The organism is Curvibacter sp. GW821-FHT09D12 (assembly GCF_059416245.1).
Map to the genome: position 1 here is coordinate 1 of NZ_JBWKOU010000014.1, position 20,504 is coordinate 20,504.

The following is a 20,504-nucleotide window of genomic DNA, read 5'->3' on the forward strand; positions in this document are numbered from 1 at the left end:
TCAATTTGGAGACCTGACATGAGCCGTCGATTTGAAAACAAAGTAGCCATCGTGACCGGCGCCGGCTGCGTGGGCGCAGGCTGGGGCAATGGCCGTGCCATCGCGGTCCGCCTGGCCGAAGAAGGCGCGAAAGTGCTGGCGGTGGACCGTGACCGCGCCCGCCTGGACGAAACCCTGGAGCTGGCGGGCGATGCCCGCGCCTCCATCACCCCCTGGGTGTGCGACGTGACCAGCAGCGACAGCGTGGCCGCCATGGCCAAGGCCTGCATCGACACCTACGGCAGCATCGACATTCTGGTCAACAACGTGGGCGGATCGGCTGCCGGCGGACCGGTTGAACTGGCAGAGGAAACCTGGAACCTGCAAATCGACATCAACCTCAAAAGCGTGTTCCTGACCTGCAAGCATGTGCTGCCGACCCTGATTGCCAAGAAGAGTGGCTCGATCGTCAACATCGCTTCGACCTCCGGCCTTCGCTTCACGGGCAGTGCCCAGGTCGCCTATGCAGCCACCAAGGCCGGGGTGATCCACCTGTCGCGAGTGGTGGCGGTTCAACATGCCCCCGACGGTGTGCGCGTCAACTCGGTTGTACCCGGTCAGCTGCACACGCCCATGGTCGAAACCCGGCTGGCCAAACAGCGCACCGGTGGCGACGTGGACGCTTTGCTGGCCCAGCGCCTGAAGCGCATTCCACTGGGCTTCATGGGCGATGGTCGCGACACGGCCAGCGCTGTGCTGTTCCTGGCCAGTGACGACGCCCGCTTTGTGACCGGGACCGAACTGGTGGTCGACGGCGGCATGACGGCTCGTTGCGACTGACCCCTGCATGACCGCATAAAAAGAGACAAATCGATATGTTCAAGAAGATGATGACCGTCACGGCGGTGCTGCTGGCACTGACACCCCTGTGGCCAGCCCACGCCCAGAACAAGACCACCCGGATCGTGGTGTCGTTCACGGCCGGCGGGCCGGTCGATGCCGTGGCACGCACAATCTCCGAGCGCCTGGGCAAAGAGCTGGGCCGAACCGTGCTGGTGGACAACAAGCCCGGTGCCAATGGCGCCATCGGCGCCACCGACGTGATGAAATCACCGGCCGATGGCAGCACGCTCTGGTTCACCAGCGTGGGGGCCGCCGCCATCAATGGCGGCTTGTATGAAAAGCTGCCCTACAACTTGGCACGTGACTTCACCCCCGTGTCTCTGGTGGCCAACAACGTCGAGCTGATGGTGACCTACGCGAACAACCCGGCGAAGGACGCCGCCGAATTCATCGCCAACAGCAAGCGTCAATCCAGCCCCACCCCATTCGCCTCGACCGGGACCGGCAGCATCCCGCACCTGGCCATCGAACAGTTGGTGGATGCCACCGGCGCCAAGCTGCTTCACGTGCCCTATAAAGGGGCCGCGCCCGCCATCACCGACCTGATGGGTGCCCAGGTCAGCGGCCTGTTTGGCGACGTGGCTGGACTGCTGCCGGCCATCAAGGGCGGCCGCCTCAAGCCCCTGGGGCTGGCGTCCAGCAAGCGGCACCCGGCCCTTCCCGATGTCAAGACATTGGAAGAGCAAGGCATCAAAGGCATCGACACCAACAATTGGTACGCCCTGTTTGCGCCAGCCAAGACCCCTCCCGAGGTGGTTGATGCGATCAACAAGGCCTTGCGCACGACGTTGGCAGACCCGGCCATCCGAGACAAGTTGCTGAAGGCCGGCACCGAACCGGCCCCCTCCACGCCTCAGGAGCTGGCCGTCCTGCAGAAGAAAGACGCGGACAAATGGGCCGCGCTGATCAAGGCCAAGAACATCAAACCCGACTGACCGCCGCCAGACTGAAAGAAACTGTCCCATGACCCACATTCGAGTTCCCCTGGTCACCCCCGGCACCCGCCCTGAGCTGGCCGAAGTCGAAGGCCGCATCCTGGCCGAGCGCGGGCGCATCTCCTTGCTGTACCAGGTCTTGCTCAACAGCGGCCCCATCGCCTCGGGGTGGGAGCGCATGTTGACCGCCGTGCGCAATCAAACCAGCATCCCCGCCGACCTGCGCGAGCTGATCATCCTGCGCGTGGCAGTCTTGAACCAGGCCACGTTTGAATTCGATGCCCACATTCCCCACGCAGAGAAGGCCGGCGTGAGCAGCGAGAAAATCGCGGCCAACCGCAGCCCTGTTCTGTCGGGGGTGTTCACCCCCCTGGAGCACCTGGTGCTGGAACTGGCCGACGCCATGACCCGCGACATCACTGTGCCGGCCGCTCTGATGGCGCGCATTCAGACCCACTTTGACGCCCAGGGCACGGTGGAGCTGGTGGCCACTGTGGCGGCCTACAACATGGTCTCGCGCTTGTTGGTGGCCCTGAACGTCGAACACTGAACCCGGCAAAGGCCCTCCCATGTCACAGCTCTGGCTTGTCAAACGCCCCCACTCCAGTGAATGGCCGTCCCAAGGGCTTGCAACGCCCATCGTGCGCGCCTGGAACGCCTTGGAGCAGGATCTGAGCTACCGCTACCTGAATGAACTGCCGCAATGGGTACAGGAGGACACGAACAACAGCGTGTTCTCGCTGCACACCCTGCAAACACTGCTGGGCAGCGCTGGCCAGCAGGTGGCAGGCTTTCACTACGTGGTGGAGACCGATGTGCTGCCCGACATGGAGGCCGAATTCAATGCCTGGTATGAGCAGGAGCACCTGCCCGGCCTGGCCTCGGTACCCGGCACCGTCAGGGCCGTGCGCTATCGACAGGAGTCCGGACGGCCACGCTACTTTGCCTGCTACGACCTGATTCACGCCGAAGTGCTGGGCAGCCCGGCCTGGTTGAAGGTGCGGGCCACCCCATGGAGCGACCGGGTCCGGCCTGCGTTTCGCAACACCCAAAGAACCCTGTTCAGGCGCGCGCCCTGAGGGCTCAGCGAAGGGGCCGCCATGGTGTGGCGCGGCCTTCGTGGCATGCCCGTCCCCACTTGCCACCCAGCTTCAGCCTCGTGCCTGGGCACATCCCAAAGAAGAGACATCCATGATCAACAAGATTGCGGCCTCCGTTGCCGAGGCACTGAGCACGGTCCAGGACGGCGCCACCGTTCTGATCGGCGGCTTTGGCACCGCCGGCATCCCCAACGAACTCATCGACGGCCTGATCGAGCATGGCGCTCGTGAGCTCACCGTGGTCAACAACAACGCCGGCAACGGCGATGCGGGCCTGGCCGCCCTGCTCAAGGCCGGTCGCGTGCGCAAAATCATCTGCAGCTTTCCGCGCCAGGCCGACTCGTTTGTGTTTGATGAGCTCTACCGCAGCGGCCGCATCGAGCTCGAACTGGTTCCCCAGGGCAACCTGGCCGAGCGCCTGCGCGCCGCAGGCGCTGGCGTGGGCGCTTTTTTCACCCCCACCGGCTTCGGCACCGAACTGGCCCGGAACCCCGACGGCAGCCCCAAGGAGACCCGCGTGATCAACGGCAAGCCCTATGTGCTGGAGTACCCCATCCATGGCGATGTGGCCCTCATCAAGGCCGAGCGTGGGGACCGCTGGGGCAACCTCTGCTTCAGAAAGGCCGCGCGCAACTTCGGCCCCGTGATGGCCACCGCCGCCCAACGCACCGTGGCCACCGTGCACGAGATCGTCGAGCTGGGCCAGCTGGACCCCGAGGCCATCGCCACACCCGGCATCTTCGTCTCGCACATCGTGAAGATCGAGCGCACCGCCACTCAGGCCGGTGGCTTCAAAGCCGCCCTTTGAACCCGAGGACATCCCCCATGAGCCCCTACACACGACGCAGCAAAGACGAGCTCGCCCGCCGCGTGGCGCAAGACATCTTCGACGGTGCCTATGTCAACCTGGGCATCGGCCAGCCCACCCTGGTGGCCAACCACCTGCCCGCCGGCATCGAGGTGGTGCTGCACAGCGAGAACGGCATCCTGGGCATGGGCCCGGCACCGGCCCCTGGTCAGGAGGACTACGACCTCATCAACGCCGGCAAGCAGCCGGTCACCCTGCTGCCGGGCGGCGCCTTCTTTCACCATGCCGACAGCTTTGCCATGATGCGTGGCGGCCACCTCGACATCTGTGTGCTGGGCGCCTTCCAGGTGTCGGCCAACGGCGACCTGGCCAACTGGAGCACGGGCGAGGCCGGCACCATTCCGGCCGTGGGCGGGGCCATGGACCTGGCCGTGGGCGCCAAGCAGACCTGGGTGATGATGGACCTGCTGACCAAGCAGGGGGCCAGCAAGATCGTGCCGGCCTGCACCTACCCGCTCACCGGCGTGGCCTGCGTGAAGCGCATCTACACCGACCTGGCCACGCTGGCCTGCACGCCCCAGGGGCTGAAGCTGATCGACATGGTGCCGGGCCTGGCGCACGCCGAGCTCGAGCGCCTGATCGGCCTGCCCATCCAGGCCTGATCGTCAAGCCACTGAACAAGGTACCCCATGACCCAAGCTTATATTTGCGATGCGATTCGCACCCCTTTCGGTCGCTATGGCGGCGCCCTCAGCAGCGTTCGTGCTGATGATCTGGGAGCGATCCCGCTGCGCGCGCTGATGAGCCGAAACCTGACGGTGGATTGGTCGCGTATCGACGATGTGATCTTTGGATGTGCCAACCAAGCCGGCGAAGACAACCGCAACGTGGCGCGCATGTCCAGCCTGCTGGCCGGCCTGCCGATGGCGGTGCCAGGGAGCACCATCAACCGCTTGTGCGGCTCGGGCCTGGATGCCATCGGCACTGCGGCACGCGCCATCAAGTCGGGCGAAGCCCAGCTCATGATCGCGGGCGGCGTGGAGAGCATGAGCCGCGCGCCTTTTGTGATGCCCAAAGCCGAGTCGGCCTTCTCGCGGGCCAACGCGGTCTATGACACCACGATCGGCTGGCGCTTCGTGAACAAGCTCATGAAGCAGCTGTACGGCGTGGACTCCATGCCGGAAACCGCCGAAAACGTAGCCACCGATTTCAAGATCGGCCGCGAAGCCCAGGACCAAATGGCCCTGAACAGCCAATTGCGCGCCGTGGCGGCCCAGCAAGCCGGGCACCTGGCACGGGAGATCTGTCCGGTGCAGGTCCCTCAGAAGAAGGGCGACCCCATCATGGTCGAGCACGATGAACACCCTCGCTCGACCAGCCTGGAAGCGCTGGCCCGGCTCAAGGGGGTGGTTAGGCCCGACGGCACCGTGACGGCCGGCAATGCCTCCGGGGTCAATGACGGGGCCTGCGCCTTGCTACTGGCCAGCGAAATGGGCGCCAAGCTGCACGGCTTGACCCCTCGGGCCAGGGTGATCGGCATGGCCACGGCGGGCGTCGCCCCGCGCATCATGGGCTACGGCCCCACCCCCGCGGTGCAGAGGGTGCTCGTTCAGACCGGGTTGACGTTGGAACAGATGGACGTCGTCGAGCTCAATGAAGCCTTTGCGGCACAGGGCCTTGCCGTGTTGCGCGGGCTTGGCATCAGCGATGAGGATGCCCGCGTCAATGCCTGGGGTGGTGCGATTGCCTTGGGTCACCCTTTGGGGGCCTCCGGTGCGCGCCTGGTGGCGACGGCCATCAACCGTCTGCATTTCACGGGCGGGCGGTATGCGCTTTGCACGATGCGCGTCGGGGTTGGGCAAGGCATCGCCGTGGTACTGGAGAGGCAGTAACCCTGGCCGGCGTTGGGCCGCTTGCCAGGGGGCGTGGGCTTGTGTGGATGGTTCACCACCGGGTGGCACAAGCCAGAGCGCCTCTCACTGGCCGTCAGGCCCCGTCATGTCCAAGGCCGCCACGATCTCTTCCTTCAAACGCATCAGGCAAGGGCCAAACTCCTTGGCAACTTCCCGCATGGAACTGGAGGTGGAGAGGCTCATGTTCAACACCAGCACCTGGTACCCCTCTACCGCAAGAGGTGTCGCCACCGCCACCACCTCGGGTTGCCACGAGGCGACACAAAAGCCATGTTTTTCATGATGCTTCAATGCCCGATCGACCTGCTGGCTGGCCTCTTGCCAGGACGAAGGTCGGAGCATGGAAATGCGCTGCAAGACGCCCTCACGGGCGCCATTTTCCAGCGAGCACAGGTAGGCAAACCCCAGCGAGGTCAATTCGATAGGCACCCGCTGCCCTGCGACCACGCTGCGCAAGGCGACTTTCTTGTTGTACCGGACAGACTCAAGGTAGACCATCTCATCGCGATCAGGCACGGCCAGGCCCACATTGATCCGAAGGTGCTCTGCCGTCTTGCGCATCAACGGGGCGGCCACCTGCATGGCGAGGGAGCCCGAACGCATGGCATGGGCCAAGCTCAAGACCAGAGGGGCCAGGCGGTAGGCGCGCTGCGAACGATCATGCTGAAGCAGCCCCCCTGAGACCAGGGTCTGGGTCAGCCGGCTCACGGTCGCACGCGAGAGACCGGTGCGTTCAGCGATTTCGCCGTTGCCAAGAAGGTCCGCACCGGGCCGAAAGGCACGCAGGATCTCGATGCCCCGCTCCAACGACCGGTTGAGAACTGGGTCTTCATGGTGGCCCTTGCGACCCTCCATGGGCAGGTCAGTCGTCATCTCAGAACCTCCATTATTTCCAACCATTGGAAATTGGTGGGTGCAATTCTAAGCCCATGCAGCTACGCTTCAAAGCCATCAGCCCGCTTGTGCGCCCTCTCCCGGAACGCCAGGCACAGGGCCTATAAAGGAGACAAGAGACATGAACAAACCCCTGTTCTGCGTCGCCAAACGACGCAGCATGACGCTGGCCCTCACGGCATCCATTGCCTGCCTGGTGCCCGCCCTGGCCTGGGCCGGCTACCCTGAGCGCCCGATACGCATCGTGGTGCCCTTCGCGCCCGGCGGCGGCACGGATCTGGTGGCTCGCTCGATGTCCGTGCCCATGGGGCAGGACCTCGGTCAATCAGTGATCATCGACAACAGGCCTGGCGGCGCCACCATCATCGGAACCGATGCCGTGGCCAAGAGCGCCCCCGACGGCTACACCCTGGTCATGGCCACTCTGGCCCACGTGGTCAACCCCAGCATCCAGTCGAAGCTGCCGTATGTGTACGAGAAGGCGTTCACGCCGGTGATGCTGGTGGGGGTGTCACCCAACGTGCTGGTGGTCAACGCCAAGAGCCCCTTCAAGACCGTACAGGACATCATCAACGCGGCCAAAGCCAGCCCTGGCAAGCTGTCGTTCGCCTCACAGGGGGCGGGAACGTCGGCGCATCTTGCGGGCGAGTTGTTCAAGAACCTCAGCAACACCCACATCCTGCACATCCCCTACCGCGGCGCCGGGCCCGCGCTCACAGATTTGATGGGCGGGCAGGTGGACATGATGTTTGCCACGGCCTCCGCCGTCGGCAACCTGGTCGAAAGCGGCAAGTTGCGCGCCATTGCAGTGACCACCGAAACACGGTCCAAGGCCCGCAACCTGGCCAATGTGCCCACCATTGCCGAGAGTGGCGTGCCGGGCTACGTGGCAGACAGTTGGTACGGCCTGTTTGCCCCGGCAGGCACGCCCAAGGACGTCATCACCCGCCTCAATGCCGCCGCCAACAAGGCTGTACAGACTGAATCCTTCAAGAAGCAACTCGAGAACGAGGGCCTGGTCATCAAAGGCGGCCTGCCCCAGGACTTCGATGCCTACGCCAAACGCGAAGAGATCCGTTGGCGCAAGGTTGTGAAAGACAACAACATCACCGCAGATTGAGAACCAGCTTCGAGGACCCCACCCATGAACTTCCAATACCTTGAAATGCAGCAAGCCAACGGCATTGCGACCCTGGCACTGAACCGCCCCGACAAGCGCAACGCCATGAGCGACGACATGCGCTCCGAATTCATCGAGGCCCTGGAATACGTCAGCAGCACGCCGTCCATCCGCGCCTTGGTGCTGACCGGAAATGGCAAAGGCTTTTGCGCCGGCGGCGACATCGCAGGCATGCAGCGGCGCATGAACGCGCCCGCTGGCGAAGTGGGCTTCAATGGCTGGAAGCGCCAGCAGCGTGTGCACCATACCCAAGCGCTGCTGCACACCATGCCCAAGCCGACGATTGCAGCCGTCAATGGCGCAGCATCGGGCCTGGGGGCCGATACGGCGCTGGCCTGTGACTTCATCATCGCCAACGAGTGGGCCGACTTCAGCTGGTCCTACATCCACCGGGGCATCATCCCGGATGGCGGTGGCATGTACTTCCTGCCGCGCCGCATCGGACTGCCCAAGGCCAAGGAATTGATCTTCACCGGCCGCAAGGTGAATGTGGACGAGGCACTGGCCCTGGGCATCGTCGATCGCAAGACAAGCGCTGAGCGACTGCTGGAAGAAGCCCAGGCCTGGGCGACCGAACTGAGCCAGGGGTCGGCCACCGCGCTGGCCCTGGGCAAGACCATCTTGAACCAGAGTTTCGAGATGACTGCGCAGCAGGTCTTCGCCCAGGGCAGCCAGGCCCAGGGCATCTGCTACACCAGCACCGAGCACCGGGCCTCGGTGGAGGCCTTCCTGACCAAATCCGCCGTGAAGGAATGACCCATGAGCGCTATCGCACGACTCATTCGACCGCGCAGCGTGGCTATCATCGGTGCCTCGGCCGATGCCAGCAAGACCGCAGGCAGGCCGGTGTCCTACCTGCTCAAGCACGGGTATGCCGGCCGCATCTTCCCCGTGAACCCGAAGGTCAGCCACATCGGTGAACTCAAGTGCTACCCCGATGTGGCCTCGCTGCCCGAAGTACCCGATGTGGCCATCGTGCTGCTGGGCGCGGAGCGTGCCCATCTGGCCGTGCGCGAGTTGTCGGCACGCGGCACCGCGGCAGCCATTGTGCTGGCCAGCGGCTACACCGAAACAGGGGCTGTGGGCTCACGTCGTCAACAAGAACTGTTGGAGGCCGCAGGCCCCATGCGCCTGCTCGGACCAAACACCATCGGGCTGGTGAATCTGACGGACAAGATCGTGCTGTCGGCCACCGGTGCGCTGGAGATGGACACGTTTCCCGTGGGCTCGATCGGTGTGGTTTCACAAAGCGGGGGTATCCTGGGGTCGCTGCTGTCACGGGCCGCGGCACGGGGCATCGGCTTGTCAAAATTGATCTCGACCAGCAACGAGGTGGACCTCGAATTGGCCGACTTCATCGACCACCTGGTGGACGACGAGGCCACCAAGGTGATCGCCCTGTACATCGAGACGGTGCGCAACCCGGCCAAGTTTCGGGCGGCTGCCTTGCGCGCCGCGGCGGCAGGCAAGCCCATCGTGGCCTTCAAGATCGGACGCTCCGAAGCCGGTGCCCAGGCCGCGGTGTCGCACACCGGCGCCATGGCAGGAGCCGATCGCATGTACGACGCACTGTTCAAACAAGTGGGGGTGATCCGTGCCGACACCTTTGCTGACCTGCTCGACATCCCAGCAGCCTTGCAGACCGGGCGCCGGCTGGCTGGCCGGCGGGTAGCCATCCTGACCTCCACCGGTGGCGCCGGGACCCTGGTATCCGACGATCTGGGCATGGCGGGTTTCGAGACACCGGCCCCCGATGCAGCCACCGCACAAGCCCTGCGTGACCTGCAAACAGGCGACCATGCGGTGCTGGACCGCAACCCGATCGATGTGACCCTGGCCGGACTGCGCCCCGATCTGCTGCGGGGCGCCATCAAGACACTGCTGACCAGCCCGAGCTATGACGCCCTCGTGATCATCGTTGGCTCGTCCAGCCTGGCCATGCCCGAACTGATGGCCGGCGCGATCCAAGACTGCCTGCCCCTGTCTGACAAGCCCATCATGGCCTACGTCAGCCCCCATGCGCCGGACGTGGCGGCCCTGCTCACCCAGCGCGGTGTGCCGGCCTTTGCCGCGGCAGAGAGCTGCACCTCGGCACTGACCGCCCTGCTCCACCGAACCATGTGGCAGGCGTCGGATGCGAACACGGTGGCCGCAGCGCCGGTGCCCGTGGACGACCTGCCCGGCGGCTCACTGGATGAAGCGCAAGCCAAGGTCTTGTTCGCCCGGTTCCGGGTCCCCTGCGCACCAGAAAGAGTGGTCAGCACACCGGCACAGGCGCAAAGCGCGGCCCTGGAGCTGGGCGGCCGGGTGGTGCTGAAAATCCTCTCCGCCGAAATCACTCACAAGAGCGACGTGGGCGGCGTGGCCACCAACCTGAGCCCCGACACGATTGGCGAGCGCCTGGCGTCCATGACCCAGCAGGTACTGGCCCACACCCACAAGAAGCCCGAGCGCTTTCTCGTCCAGCAAATGGTCAGCGGGGGAACCGAGCTGATTCTGGGGACCAGCCGCGACGCCCTGGGCACCGCCATCCTGCTGGGCATGGGGGGGGTGACGGCGGAGCTTTTCAAGGACACCTGCCTGCGTCTGCTGCCCCCGCAAGGCGGCTTGAGCCGCACAGAAGCCCTGAGCATGGCCCGTGAACTGAAGACCTGGCCGCTGCTCGATGGCTACCGCGGACGCCCCAAGGCAGACGTCGAAGCCCTGGTGGAGGCGATTGTGGCGTTCTCGAACATGGCGGCCCAACTCGGCGATCGCCTGCTGGAGGCCGAGATCAATCCCCTCTTCGTCCTGCCCCAAGGCCAGGGGGTGAGGGCGGCCGATGGCGTGGTCGTGCTGGCAGCATGACCCCCGAGGCCGCAGCCCAAGCGGGGCCACTCTGGCCTCTCTGGAGCCCATGGAGCCTGTGTTGCGCCAGCAACCTGGCGCCTGTCGTGCCCTTCAAGCCATGACAGGCGACGCACTCACCAGCCGGGCATGGCTTGATGCTCTGGCCGCCATCGGGCAACGCCATCGCGTCGAGCTGGATGGCCGCGCCATGATCTGGCGCCGCTGGGGCAGCGGCCCCCCTGCGGTGTTGCTGCACGGTGGCCACGGATGCTGGATGCATTGGGCACGCAATGTGATCGCGCTGGGCACCCGGCACACGGTGTGGGTTCCCGACCTGCCGGGCTTTGGGGAATCCGATCTGCCCGCGCAACCCTCGCTGGAGGCGGTAGCACAGATGACCCGGCAGACTTTGGGCGCTCTGCTCCCCGAGTCCACGCCGATCACCTTGGTCGGGTTCTCGTTCGGTGGCCTGGTCGCGGCCCAGGTGGCGGCCCTGAGGCCTGCCGTCCCTCGGCTGGCCCTGCTGGGCCCTGCCGGCCACGGCGGCCCCAGGCGCCCCAAGGGCGACCTGTTGCCCTGGCGGCCAGCGCTCAAGACCCAGGACCACGAGGCCCTTAGCGCCGTGATGCGCCACAACCTGCTGATGCACATGGTTCATCAAGCCTCGCAGGTCGACGATCTGGCATTGACGATTCACACCAACGCCTGTACCCACACACGCTTGCGCAGCAAGCCCTTGTCCCGAGCCGCTGGCTTGTCGGATCTGCTCGCCAGCTACAGCGGCAGGTTGCTGCTGGTCTGGGGCGAACACGATGTGACCGCCGATCCACTGACCGTCATGGAACGGCTCAACACCCGCCGCTCAGCCTGCACTGCACACACCCTGGAAGGGGTGGGCCACTGGGTTCAGTTCGAGGCTGCAGAACGATGCAACGGCTTGCTCAACGACTGGCTGCAGGCCCCCACCCTTCAGGAGAAATAAGATGTACGCAACCCAACGGCTTGCACAAGCAGCCGTGTCGCTGCACCTGCACCCACTACCCGCCCACGTGCTGCACCACGCCAAGCGGGCTGTGATTGACTGGTATGCCTCCCTGTACCCAGGCCTGAGCGTGGCGCCTGTTCCCCAGTTGGTCGATGTGCTCAGCGAAGACCTGGACCGAGGCTCATCCTGGGTGGGGGTCGGCCGCAGCGCCACCGCCAAAGCGGCAAGCCTTTTGAATGGCACAGCCGCCCATGCCGCCGAGGTCGACGACAGCTTCCGCGAAGCGATGTACCACCCCGGCGCGGCCACCATTGCAGGCGCTTTGGCGGCAGCGCATGAGCGCCATGCCACGGGCCTGCAGTTTCTGCGCGCGGTGGTCACGGGCTACGAGGTCTCGACACGGATCGGCGTTGCCATGGGCCGTCCCCACTACACCCACTGGCACAACACCGGGACCATCGGCACCTTCGGTGCCGCTGCTTCAGTGGGAACCCTGCTGCAACTCGACGAAGCCGGCATGGCCCATGCGCTGGCGACCGCGGCCACCTTTGCAGCCGGGCTGCAGCAGGCGTTCAGGATGGACTCGATGTCCAAACCCCTGCACGCCGGACGCGCCGCCGAGGCCGGCTTGCTGGCAGCACAGCTGGCGGCCCGGGGCGTCACCGGATCGCTGGACGTGCTCGATGGCGAGGCAGGCCTGGGGGCCGCCATGAGCGAAGGGGTGGATTGGTCGCTGGTGGCCAGCACGCTGGGCCAGGACTTCCACATCACCCGGCTGACCTTCAAGAACCACATCGGCTGTGGGCACACCTTCGCGGCCATTGATGCGGCGCTGGAACTCAGGCAACAGCACGCCTGCCGGCCCGACGAGATCGCCGAGGTTCATGTGGCCACCTACAAGCCGGCCTTGGACATTGCGTGCTACCTGCAGCCTACCACGCTCAACGAGGCCCGGTTCAGCCTGAGCTATGTCGTCGCCACGGCCTTCACCCATGGCAGTGTGCGTCTGGCGGCCTACGAGGCCGATCGGGTCGACCACCCCGAGACCCGGGCGCTGATGCAACGCACCACGGTCAGCGTGGACCCGGCCCTGGACGCAGCTTTTCCGGCCCAGCGCGCAGCCCGTGTCACGCTGGTCATGCGGGACGGCACACGCCTTGAACACCTGCAAGCCAACCGCAAGGGCGACCCTGAGCTGCCTTTGAGCGACCAGGAACTCAACGACAAGTACCTGGAGTTGGCCAGCCCCGTCATCGGGCAGGCCAGCGCACAGGCCCTGCTGACGCAACTTTGGCGCCTGGACGAGTTGGCCGTGCTGCCACGCTGAACCCCATGCCACCGGGCCAGCTCATGCGCCCGAAGCCTGGCTTTCAGGCGATCTGAGCGGCCGCCTCCCCATCGCCTTGCAACAGCCCGCGACGCGATCTGCCTAGCCACGCCGGATCGCTTGCTTGCAGCCCCCTCAAAGCACCTCATGAACATAGCTTCAAATCCAGAGATGGCGGCAACCGATGCATCGCGGCCTGCGCAGAGAATGTCGGCCGACAATGCCCGTCGCCGAGTGCTGATCCGCCTGGGCTCGGGCCTGAGCGGCGCAAGCACCCTGGCTTGGGCTGCGTTGCACAGCCCACCCGCCCGGGCCGTAGAGCCCTATCCGACAAGGGCTGTGCGCATCGTGGTGCCGTTTGCGCCGGGCGGTGGCACCGACGTCATTGGGCGTGCCTTGCTGGAGGGCATGCAGCAAGCCTTGGGACAGCCCGTCTTCATGGAGAACAAGCCGGGCGGCGGCACGGTCATTGGCTCAGACCTGGTCGCCAAGGCGGCCGCGGATGGCCACACCTTGTTGATGACCACCTCGGCCGTGGCGATCAATGCCTCCCTGGTGCCCAGGTTGCCGTACAGCACCGAGCACGATTTGAAAGGCATCAGCCTTATCTGCCGCGGCCCCAATGTCGTGGTCACACACGCAAAGAGCTCCTTCAAGACCTTGACTGATGTCATATCGGCCGCTCGATCTTCCCCTGGAAAGTTGAGCTACGCGTCTTCCGGCAACGGCTCGGCCGTCCACCTGGCTGCAGAGTTGTTCAAGAGCATGGCAGGCGTGGACATCACCCACGTGCCCTACCGAGGCGCAGGCCCGGCGTACACCGATCTCATGGGCGGCCAGGTCGACCTGTTGTTCGGCACTGCCGGAGGGGTCGCCAAGTTTGTCGAGGCGGGCAAGATGCGGGCCTTGGCGGTGACCTCGGTGCAACGCAGCACCACACCCCTCTACCAATCAGTCCCCACGGTCGCGGAGACCCTGCCAGGTTTCGAAGCCGAGGTGTGGTACGCCCTGCTGGCGCCGGCCGCCACCCCGGAGGCCACCCTCAACCGCGTGTACGAAGCATTGCAGAAGGCCGCTCAAACTCCAGCCTACGTGGCCAAACTGGCCAAGGAAGGGCTTCGGCTTGCGATGGCCCCACCGGCGCAAACCCAGCGCTTTCTGGAAGCGGACATCGCCCGATGGCGGAAAGTGGTTGTCGAAGGCAAGGTCACATTGGATTGAATTGCGCCCATGCAAAGGCCGCTCAGCCCCTGGCAGCGGAGGCCCAGAATCCGTTTTTCATTCACCCCCACAATTTCCATCAAATGGAAATACGGCATGGTGCAGAAACAGACCAGCACCTAAGCTACTCAAGCCCTGAGCAGCCACTGCAAAGGGCTTGCGCCCCCGGCTCTGCACCCTGTGCCTGTGCCGGGTTCAGTGCAGTGCACAGCACCAACCCGCCGTGACCGAACCAACCCAAAACCGAGATCGATGGATCCAAGGAGATAAACAGATGAAAAGCCCAAACAGCCTCAAAACAGCTTCGCTGCTGGCATGCCTGTTGGCCGCCCCGCATAGTCATGCACAGAGCTCGGTGACCCTTTACGGGATCATGGATGCAGGTGTTCGGACGGCTTCCGGCCTGGATCCATCCAACGTTCGCTCCGCCGGCAACGCCAACATGGTGAACAGCGGTATCAACACCACCAGCCGTCTGGGCTTTCGCGGCACCGAAGATCTGGGCGGCGGGCTTTCCGCCCTGTTCTTTCTGGAGTCGGGCCTGAACATCAACAACGGCACCACCTCCAACACCAGCAAGTTCTTTGACCGAGGCTCGTTTGCGGGCCTGAAGGGTGACCTGGGAACACTGACTGTCGGTCGACAAAATACCTTGCTGTCCGATGCCATCTTCCCGGTCGACCCATTGGCCACCCGCTTTGCAGGCTTGAACCCCAACGTGGCGCTGTCGGCCTTGAGCGCCCACCAACTGGGTGCCGAGTACGGCGCCTCGGGTTCCAGCACGGGCACTTATCGCCTCGACAACTCGGCGAAATACGCCTACAGCTTTGGCAATACCACGGCCCGCGTGATGCACGCGTTCGGCAACCAGGCCGACAGCAACAGCAAGCTGTCTTCCAATGGGGCCAGCCTGGACTACAGGAGCAACGTGCTTCAGGCCACCGTGGCTTACCACCAGTTCAAGACAGCCACCAACCTGACGCTCAATGGCTTTGTCAGCGGGATTGCCGTGCCTGTGGCAGCCGGCAAGCTGAACATCACCTACAGCGGCCACACAGCTGACACATCGACCACCGCGAAGACGACCAACAAGATTCTGGGCCTGGGCGGCTCCTGGCCACTCACGCCGCAGTTGGACCTGCTGGTCAGCCATTACCGGGTGAACCGCTCGCGTACAGCGAATGCCGACGACGGCTACAACCGCACCATCGCGTTCCTCGAATACAAGTTGTCGAATCGGTCCCTGGTCTACCTTGAAGCCGACAGCACGCAGTGGAAGAATGCCTATCAGGGCGCTGGCCTCAAGAGCAGCAGCACCGGCTTGTCCGCGGGTATCAAACACACATTCTGAGACACCCACGCAGCCTCAAACGGACAACGACCGCTTATGAGGAAACGGCGTTAGGACCGCCAACGCCAGTTGCTCGGCGCTGGCCAAGGGCTGCCCAGCCATCAGGGCATGGCGGGGTTCATGACCTCCACGAGCCTCACCCAGTCCCCCGGCCCAGCGGCTGATGTCAACATCGGTCGCTTCGTCGACCGAGCCAATCACATGGCGAACGCCCTCAACGCGCGCTGGCACCCCCATCAATCGGGATGACCGCACCGGTCATGTAGCTCGACGCTGGCGACGCCAGCAGCAGGGCCAGCCCTTTGATCTCCTGCGGGTCGGCCATCCGGCCCATGGGAATGTGCGTGCGCATGCGCTCGACGCTTTCCGGCAGCCGCAGGCGGCCACCATTGAGCTCGGTGGCAAACGGGCCCGGGGCAATCGCGTTGACCAGCACGTTGTGCGGTGCCAGCTCGACCGCGGCCTGGCGCACCAGGTTGTTGACGGCGGCCTTGGACGCGATGTACGCGTAACCCGAGAGCGACTCCGAACGCAGGCCTGCGATCGACGAGGTGACGATGATGCGCCCGCTTTTGCGAGGCTTCATGTGCCGGACGGCGGCGCGCAGGGTGCTCATGACGCCTTGCAGATTGACTTGAAGCACACGGTCCCACGCAGCCAGATCGATGTTCTCCAACTGGCCGGCGCTCACGATGAAACCCCGGCCCGCACTGATGCCGGCATTGGCAAAGACGCAGTCGATGGGCCCCTCGGCCGCCATGTTGTCGACGACCCGATCCACGGCGGCAGCATCGCCGACATCCAGGCCGACACAGCTCAGGTCTGGATGACGGGTCTTCAAACGCTGCGCCTGGGCCTGCAGCAAATCCAGATTCATGTCCGACATGAGCACCTGGGCCCCGGCTTCGAGCATCGCCTCCGAAATGGCCAGGCCAAGGCCACTGGCGGCGCCGGTGACCAGGACATGCTTGCCGCTGAGATCAAAAAGAGAAGGGAAACGCATGATGGCAGGCTCCGGTTCAGTTTTTCTTGAGAGGAATGAGGCTTTCCCAGTGCTCGGCGGCCTCGATCATGTAGTGCACGTGCAAGGTGACGCTCTGGAAGAACCACTGGCCCTGCAAGCGTACGTACTCGTCGTCGAAACGACCCACGACATAAAAGCTCTTGCCATCGCGCACGGGGCGACCATCGAGGTAGCTGTAGCCGGTTCCGCGGTCGCCATCGACCTCGACCATGTGGTTGTGAATGAACTGGCGGGCGGTCTGAACTGGAAAGGATGCAAAAAAGGCCTGGATGTTGTCCCGTCCCTGGACGGCAGGCCGACCGCCATAGGCGACGGTGGCGTCGGGGGCGAACAGCTCATGGAGCCTGGGTCCCTGGTCTTCGTTGACCAGTTCGTGGTAGCGGGCGCGCAGGGCCTGGATGGCCTGGATGCTTTCAAGGCGCTCCAGTCGGGCCAGCAGCATGGCATAGCGATCGGCAGGTTCTGACGGGGTGGCGTTGGTCGGGTGGGTCAAGGCAGGTTCTCCTGGTGGATGTGTCGATGGTCGGCAAGAATTTTTTCGGCACGCTGCGCCACAGACGCGGCGGTGTGTGCATGGGGCAGCACATAAAAGCGCCGGCTCCGAATGGCTTCGAGCGTGAGGCGGGCCACATCGGCCGCGCCGATGGGCGAGGCCGCCATGCCGGCTCGCACACGCTCCTCGTGCAGGGCACGGGTGGGGCCGGCCGGCCCCAGGTCAGTCGGTCGATTGCGGCCCGACGCATGGATGCCGGTCGGCAGCAGCGAAGGGCACAGCACCGAGACCCCGATGGCCGCGCCGACCAATTCGAGATCCTTGGCCAGGCATTCCGAAAAGCCGACCACCGCATGCTTGCTGGCGGCATACACGGCCGAGCCCGCCACCGACGCGAGGCCTGCGGCCGAGGCGGTGTTGACCACATGGGCAGCCCGACCAGCGCTCAGCATGCGTGGAACGAAGCTGCGCACGCCATGGACCACACCCAGCAGGTTGACGCTCAAGAGCCAATGCCAGTCAGCCTCAGTGGCCTCCCACGCACGTCCCAGCACGGCCACCCCGGCATTGTTGAAGAGCCAGTCCACACCACCCCACCGATCCCAGGTGGCGTTGGCCAGGGCTTCAACCTCGTGGGCCTGAGCCACATCGCAAAGGCGGGCCAGGCAAGGCGTGCCCAGCGCGTCCAGCAGGGCCTGGGTCTGGGCCAGCGGGGCGGGCTCGACATCGGCGATGACGACGGCCATGCCCTTGCGCGCGCAGGCCAACGCCAGCTCGCGCCCGATGCCACTTCCTGCGCCAGTGACCACGGCGACGGATAAGTGGCTCATTCGAGGCTCGCCCCGGACCGGCGGATGATCTCGGTCCATTTGCTGGCTTCACTGATCACAAAGGCCTGAAACGCCTCGTGGGGCATGCCAAGGCGCACGCTGGAGACGGCGTCAAAGGCGGCCTGGACCTCGGGCATGGCCATGACCTTGCCAACCTCGTCGGAGAGGCGCCGGACGACAGCGGCTGGCGTGTTGGCCGGGGCAAATACGCCCCCCCAACTGAGGGCCTCCACCGCCGCATAACCCGATTCGATCATGGTGGGAACCTCCGGCAGCGCCCGCACCCGGCTGGGGCTGGTCACGGCGATCGCATTGATCTTCTGATCACGGATGTGGGCACGCGAGGTCTGGACAAAGTCGAACATGGCATCGACGTTGCCCGCGATGAGGTCGATGATGGCCGCCGAGGTGGACTTGTAGGGCACGTGCGTGAAACGTGCGCCGGTCATGGTCTGGAGCAGCTCCAGACACAGATGGCCCGAGGTCCCGTTGCCTCCCGAGCCGAAATTCAGTTTGCCCGGGTTCCTTTTGCCGTACTCGATCAGGTCGGACACGCTGCGTAACTTGCGCGCCGGGTTGACCACCAGCACATTGGGATTGCCGGCCAGGCCATGGACGGCCACAAAGTCTTTGACCGGGTCGTAGCGGATGGTCTTGTAAAGGGCACTGTTGGTTCCCTGGGTGCCCTGGGTACCGATCAGCAGGGTGTAGCCATCAGGCGCCGCCCGGGCCACATACTCGGCACCGATCGAGCCGCTGACACCCACGCGGTTGTCGACGATGATGGGCTGACCCAATCGGGCGCTCAGCTCACGCGCGACCAGGCGTGATTGCACATCGACCACGCTGCCGGCCGAAAACGGCACGACCAGGGTGATGGGCCGCTGGGGGTAGTCGGCCTGAGCCTGCGACCTGGGCGAGAGGGCCATCGCGCTCAACGAAAGCAGCGTGGCACGGCGATTGATCATGGGTTTGTCTCCTTTTTTCGAGCACGCCCTCTGCGGGGCGTGCGCCTGACACAAGGGCTCGCCACCGAGCCCCACAGTGGGGGCTCAGACCATGGCGAAGCCGCCAGAGGCGCCCAGGGTCTGACCGGTGATGAAAAGCGCCCGCTCCGAGGCCAGGAAGGCGACCACACCCGACACATCGTCGGGTCGCGAGAGCCGGCCCACGCCCTTGGAGATGGGGTAGGCGTTGAGCATCTTGCCCAGCAGTTCGTTGTTCTCGACGGTGGCGTGGATGCTCAGCGGACCGTCCTTGATGCCCTCGTGCGAGACCGCGCCCAAAGCCACCGAATTGACCGTGATGGCGTGGCGACCGTGCTCACGCGCCAGGGCTTTGGCAAAGCCTGCAATGGCCGCCTTGGCCCCGGAGTAGACCGCCATGTTGGCCTCACCGATGCGGCCGGCCTCAGAGATGATGTTGACGATGCGGCCGTGCCTGGACTGGACCATGCCTGGCAACACGGCATGGCAGCAATGCAGGGTGCCGTAGACGTTGAGATTGACGATCTTGGCCCAGTCGGCCACGGGCATGTCGACAAATGGGGGGGTGCGTCCGCCCTTCTCGCGTCGCTCGGGAATGATGCCGGCGTTGTTCACCAGCACGGTGACCGCCCCCCCGAAATGCTGGGCAGCCTGGGCCACCATGGCCGCGACCTCTTCCTGCTGGGTGATGTCAGCCGGGGCAGCCAAGGCTTGACCACCAGCAGCGTGGATCTCTGCAGCCACGGCGTTGGCTCGCTCAGCGAACAGATCATTCACGACGACCCGCGCGCCCTCCGAGGCCAGTTCCAGGCAGATCTGTCGTCCGACCCCCTGGCCGCCTCCAGTGACCAGCGCGATTTGTCCGTTCAGTCCGAGTTTCATTTTTGATTTCCTGTCATGAGGTTGGTGGGTGGGCTCAACGCCCTTTGAATTGAGGCTCGCGCTTTTCAACAAAGGCACGCATGCCTTCGATGCGGTCCTCGCTGTCGACGACCATGGCGGAGGCATAGCGCTCGTACTCCAGGCCCGAGTCGAGATCGGTCTGCATGCCTCGATTGATGGCTCGCTTGGCAAACAGGACCGCCAGCGGCGGATGGCGGGCGATGCGCTGCGCCCAGGCCAGGGCGGTCGGCATCAGATCGGCGGGCTCGACCACACGGCTGACCAACCCATAGCGTTCGGCGGTGGCGGCATCGATCAGATCGGCCATGAACATCATCTCTTTGGCACGGGCCTCGCCGATCAGGCGGGGCAGACGCTGGGTCCCACCGGCGGCCGGGATGACGCCCAATTTGATCTCAGGGAGTGCGAAGCGGGCATGGGACGCCGCGATCCGGAGGTCGCAGCACATGGCGACCTCAAGCCCGCCGCCCAGGGCCACACCGTTGATGGCCGCGATGACGGGCTTCTCGAATTCCTCGATGTTGCGCAACAGGTCGTGCGTGGCCTTTTGACGCACGAAGTGCTCCGGCCCGCTCACCACCTCGTTGGCACGCTCCTTGATGTCGGCCCCGGCGCAGAAGGCCTTGTCGCCCTGGCCGGTGATGAGCACGGCGCGGACCTGCTCATAGTTGCGGGCCAGCCCGAAGAACGCGTGGGCGAGGTCCTGCTTCATGGTGCCGCCCAGCGTGTTCATGCGCTCGGGCCGATTGAGCGTGATGATGGCGACCCGCTCGCGCACCTCGTACAGCAGGGTGCCCAGATCTTGAATGTCGTCGTTTTTCATGCTGAGTTCTCGAAAAAGGG

At 64.8% G+C, this 20,504-nt stretch carries 21 protein-coding genes; 14 read left to right on the forward strand and 7 right to left on the reverse strand.

Features of this window, described 5'->3' with window-relative positions:
- Positions 1-18 precede the first annotated feature (18 nt).
- The 7 genes from AC07PT_RS20425 (at position 19) to pcaF (ending at position 5,617) form a co-directional block, all read left to right on the forward strand.
- Complete coding sequence (locus AC07PT_RS20425; RefSeq protein ID WP_492347577.1) at positions 19-819, forward strand: SDR family NAD(P)-dependent oxidoreductase; 801 nt, start codon at positions 19-21, stop codon at positions 817-819.
- A 35-nt stretch (positions 820-854) separates the two neighbouring features.
- On the forward strand, positions 855-1,817 hold the full coding sequence (locus AC07PT_RS20430; RefSeq protein WP_492347576.1) for a Bug family tripartite tricarboxylate transporter substrate binding protein: 963 nt from the start codon (positions 855-857) through the stop codon (positions 1,815-1,817).
- 28 nt (positions 1,818-1,845) lie between these two features.
- Positions 1,846-2,367, forward strand: a complete 522-nt coding sequence (locus tag AC07PT_RS20435; protein ID WP_492347575.1) for a carboxymuconolactone decarboxylase family protein — start codon at positions 1,846-1,848, stop codon at positions 2,365-2,367.
- Positions 2,368-2,458: 91 nt separating this feature from the next.
- A complete protein-coding gene (locus AC07PT_RS20440) occupies positions 2,459-2,896 on the forward strand; it encodes a hypothetical protein (RefSeq protein WP_492347574.1) in 438 nt (145 codons plus the stop codon).
- A 112-nt stretch (positions 2,897-3,008) separates the two neighbouring features.
- The gene (locus AC07PT_RS20445) at positions 3,009-3,725 is read left to right on the forward strand and encodes a 3-oxoacid CoA-transferase subunit A (RefSeq protein WP_492347573.1); all 717 of its coding nucleotides are present in this window, start codon (positions 3,009-3,011) and stop codon (positions 3,723-3,725) included.
- A 17-nt stretch (positions 3,726-3,742) separates the two neighbouring features.
- A complete protein-coding gene (locus AC07PT_RS20450) occupies positions 3,743-4,387 on the forward strand; it encodes a 3-oxoacid CoA-transferase subunit B (protein ID WP_492347572.1) in 645 nt (214 codons plus the stop codon).
- A 27-nt stretch (positions 4,388-4,414) separates the two neighbouring features.
- Entirely contained in the window at positions 4,415-5,617 is a 1,203-nt protein-coding gene (pcaF, locus tag AC07PT_RS20455; RefSeq protein ID WP_494657912.1) for a 3-oxoadipyl-CoA thiolase, read from the forward strand.
- Positions 5,618-5,701: 84 nt separating this feature from the next.
- Here the strand turns inward: pcaF and AC07PT_RS20460 are convergent, their stop codons facing one another.
- Entirely contained in the window at positions 5,702-6,511 is an 810-nt protein-coding gene (locus tag AC07PT_RS20460; RefSeq protein ID WP_492347570.1) for an IclR family transcriptional regulator, read from the reverse strand.
- Positions 6,512-6,653: 142 nt separating this feature from the next.
- Here AC07PT_RS20460 and AC07PT_RS20465 point away from each other — a divergent pair, with 142 nt between their 5' ends.
- From AC07PT_RS20465 to AC07PT_RS20495, 7 genes are all read left to right on the forward strand, one after another.
- On the forward strand, positions 6,654-7,652 hold the full coding sequence (locus AC07PT_RS20465; protein ID WP_492347569.1) for a Bug family tripartite tricarboxylate transporter substrate binding protein: 999 nt from the start codon (positions 6,654-6,656) through the stop codon (positions 7,650-7,652).
- A gap of 24 nt (positions 7,653-7,676) precedes the next feature.
- Positions 7,677-8,468, forward strand: coding sequence for an enoyl-CoA hydratase/isomerase family protein (locus tag AC07PT_RS20470; protein ID WP_492347568.1), 792 nt, complete (start codon positions 7,677-7,679; stop codon positions 8,466-8,468).
- A gap of 3 nt (positions 8,469-8,471) precedes the next feature.
- Positions 8,472-10,559: an acetate--CoA ligase family protein gene (locus AC07PT_RS20475; protein WP_494657913.1), complete on the forward strand. Its 2,088-nt coding sequence runs from the start codon at positions 8,472-8,474 to the stop codon at positions 10,557-10,559.
- 49 nt (positions 10,560-10,608) lie between these two features.
- The gene (locus tag AC07PT_RS20480; RefSeq protein WP_492347566.1) at positions 10,609-11,523 is read left to right on the forward strand and encodes an alpha/beta fold hydrolase; all 915 of its coding nucleotides are present in this window, start codon (positions 10,609-10,611) and stop codon (positions 11,521-11,523) included.
- Position 11,524: 1 nt separating this feature from the next.
- The gene (locus AC07PT_RS20485) at positions 11,525-12,853 is read left to right on the forward strand and encodes an MmgE/PrpD family protein (protein WP_494657914.1); all 1,329 of its coding nucleotides are present in this window, start codon (positions 11,525-11,527) and stop codon (positions 12,851-12,853) included.
- Between the two features lie 207 nt (positions 12,854-13,060).
- On the forward strand, positions 13,061-14,074 hold the full coding sequence (locus AC07PT_RS20490; RefSeq protein ID WP_494657915.1) for a tripartite tricarboxylate transporter substrate binding protein: 1,014 nt from the start codon (positions 13,061-13,063) through the stop codon (positions 14,072-14,074).
- A gap of 274 nt (positions 14,075-14,348) precedes the next feature.
- Positions 14,349-15,425 carry a porin gene (locus AC07PT_RS20495; protein WP_492347563.1) on the forward strand — a complete coding sequence of 359 codons (1,077 nt, stop codon included), beginning with the start codon at positions 14,349-14,351 and terminating at the stop codon, positions 15,423-15,425.
- Positions 15,426-15,639: 214 nt separating this feature from the next.
- Here AC07PT_RS20495 and AC07PT_RS20500 read toward each other — a convergent pair whose 3' ends face one another.
- The 6 genes from AC07PT_RS20500 to AC07PT_RS20525 all read right to left on the reverse strand — a co-directional run bounded on the left by AC07PT_RS20500 (position 15,640) and on the right by AC07PT_RS20525 (position 20,484).
- Positions 15,640-16,428, reverse strand: coding sequence for an SDR family NAD(P)-dependent oxidoreductase (locus AC07PT_RS20500; protein ID WP_494657916.1), 789 nt, complete (start codon positions 16,426-16,428; stop codon positions 15,640-15,642).
- A gap of 16 nt (positions 16,429-16,444) precedes the next feature.
- Positions 16,445-16,942 carry a nuclear transport factor 2 family protein gene (locus AC07PT_RS20505; protein WP_494657917.1) on the reverse strand — a complete coding sequence of 166 codons (498 nt, stop codon included), beginning with the start codon at positions 16,940-16,942 and terminating at the stop codon, positions 16,445-16,447.
- Complete coding sequence (locus AC07PT_RS20510) at positions 16,939-17,772, reverse strand: SDR family NAD(P)-dependent oxidoreductase (protein WP_494657918.1); 834 nt, start codon at positions 17,770-17,772, stop codon at positions 16,939-16,941. Before AC07PT_RS20510 ends, AC07PT_RS20505 begins: the two co-directional genes overlap by 4 nt.
- On the reverse strand, positions 17,769-18,740 hold the full coding sequence (locus AC07PT_RS20515; RefSeq protein WP_492347559.1) for a Bug family tripartite tricarboxylate transporter substrate binding protein: 972 nt from the start codon (positions 18,738-18,740) through the stop codon (positions 17,769-17,771). Before AC07PT_RS20515 ends, AC07PT_RS20510 begins: the two co-directional genes overlap by 4 nt.
- Positions 18,741-18,824: 84 nt before the next feature.
- Complete coding sequence (locus AC07PT_RS20520) at positions 18,825-19,640, reverse strand: SDR family NAD(P)-dependent oxidoreductase (protein ID WP_494657919.1); 816 nt, start codon at positions 19,638-19,640, stop codon at positions 18,825-18,827.
- Between the two features lie 34 nt (positions 19,641-19,674).
- Complete coding sequence (locus tag AC07PT_RS20525) at positions 19,675-20,484, reverse strand: enoyl-CoA hydratase/isomerase family protein (RefSeq protein WP_494657920.1); 810 nt, start codon at positions 20,482-20,484, stop codon at positions 19,675-19,677.
- Between the last annotated feature and the right edge of the window lie 20 nt (positions 20,485-20,504).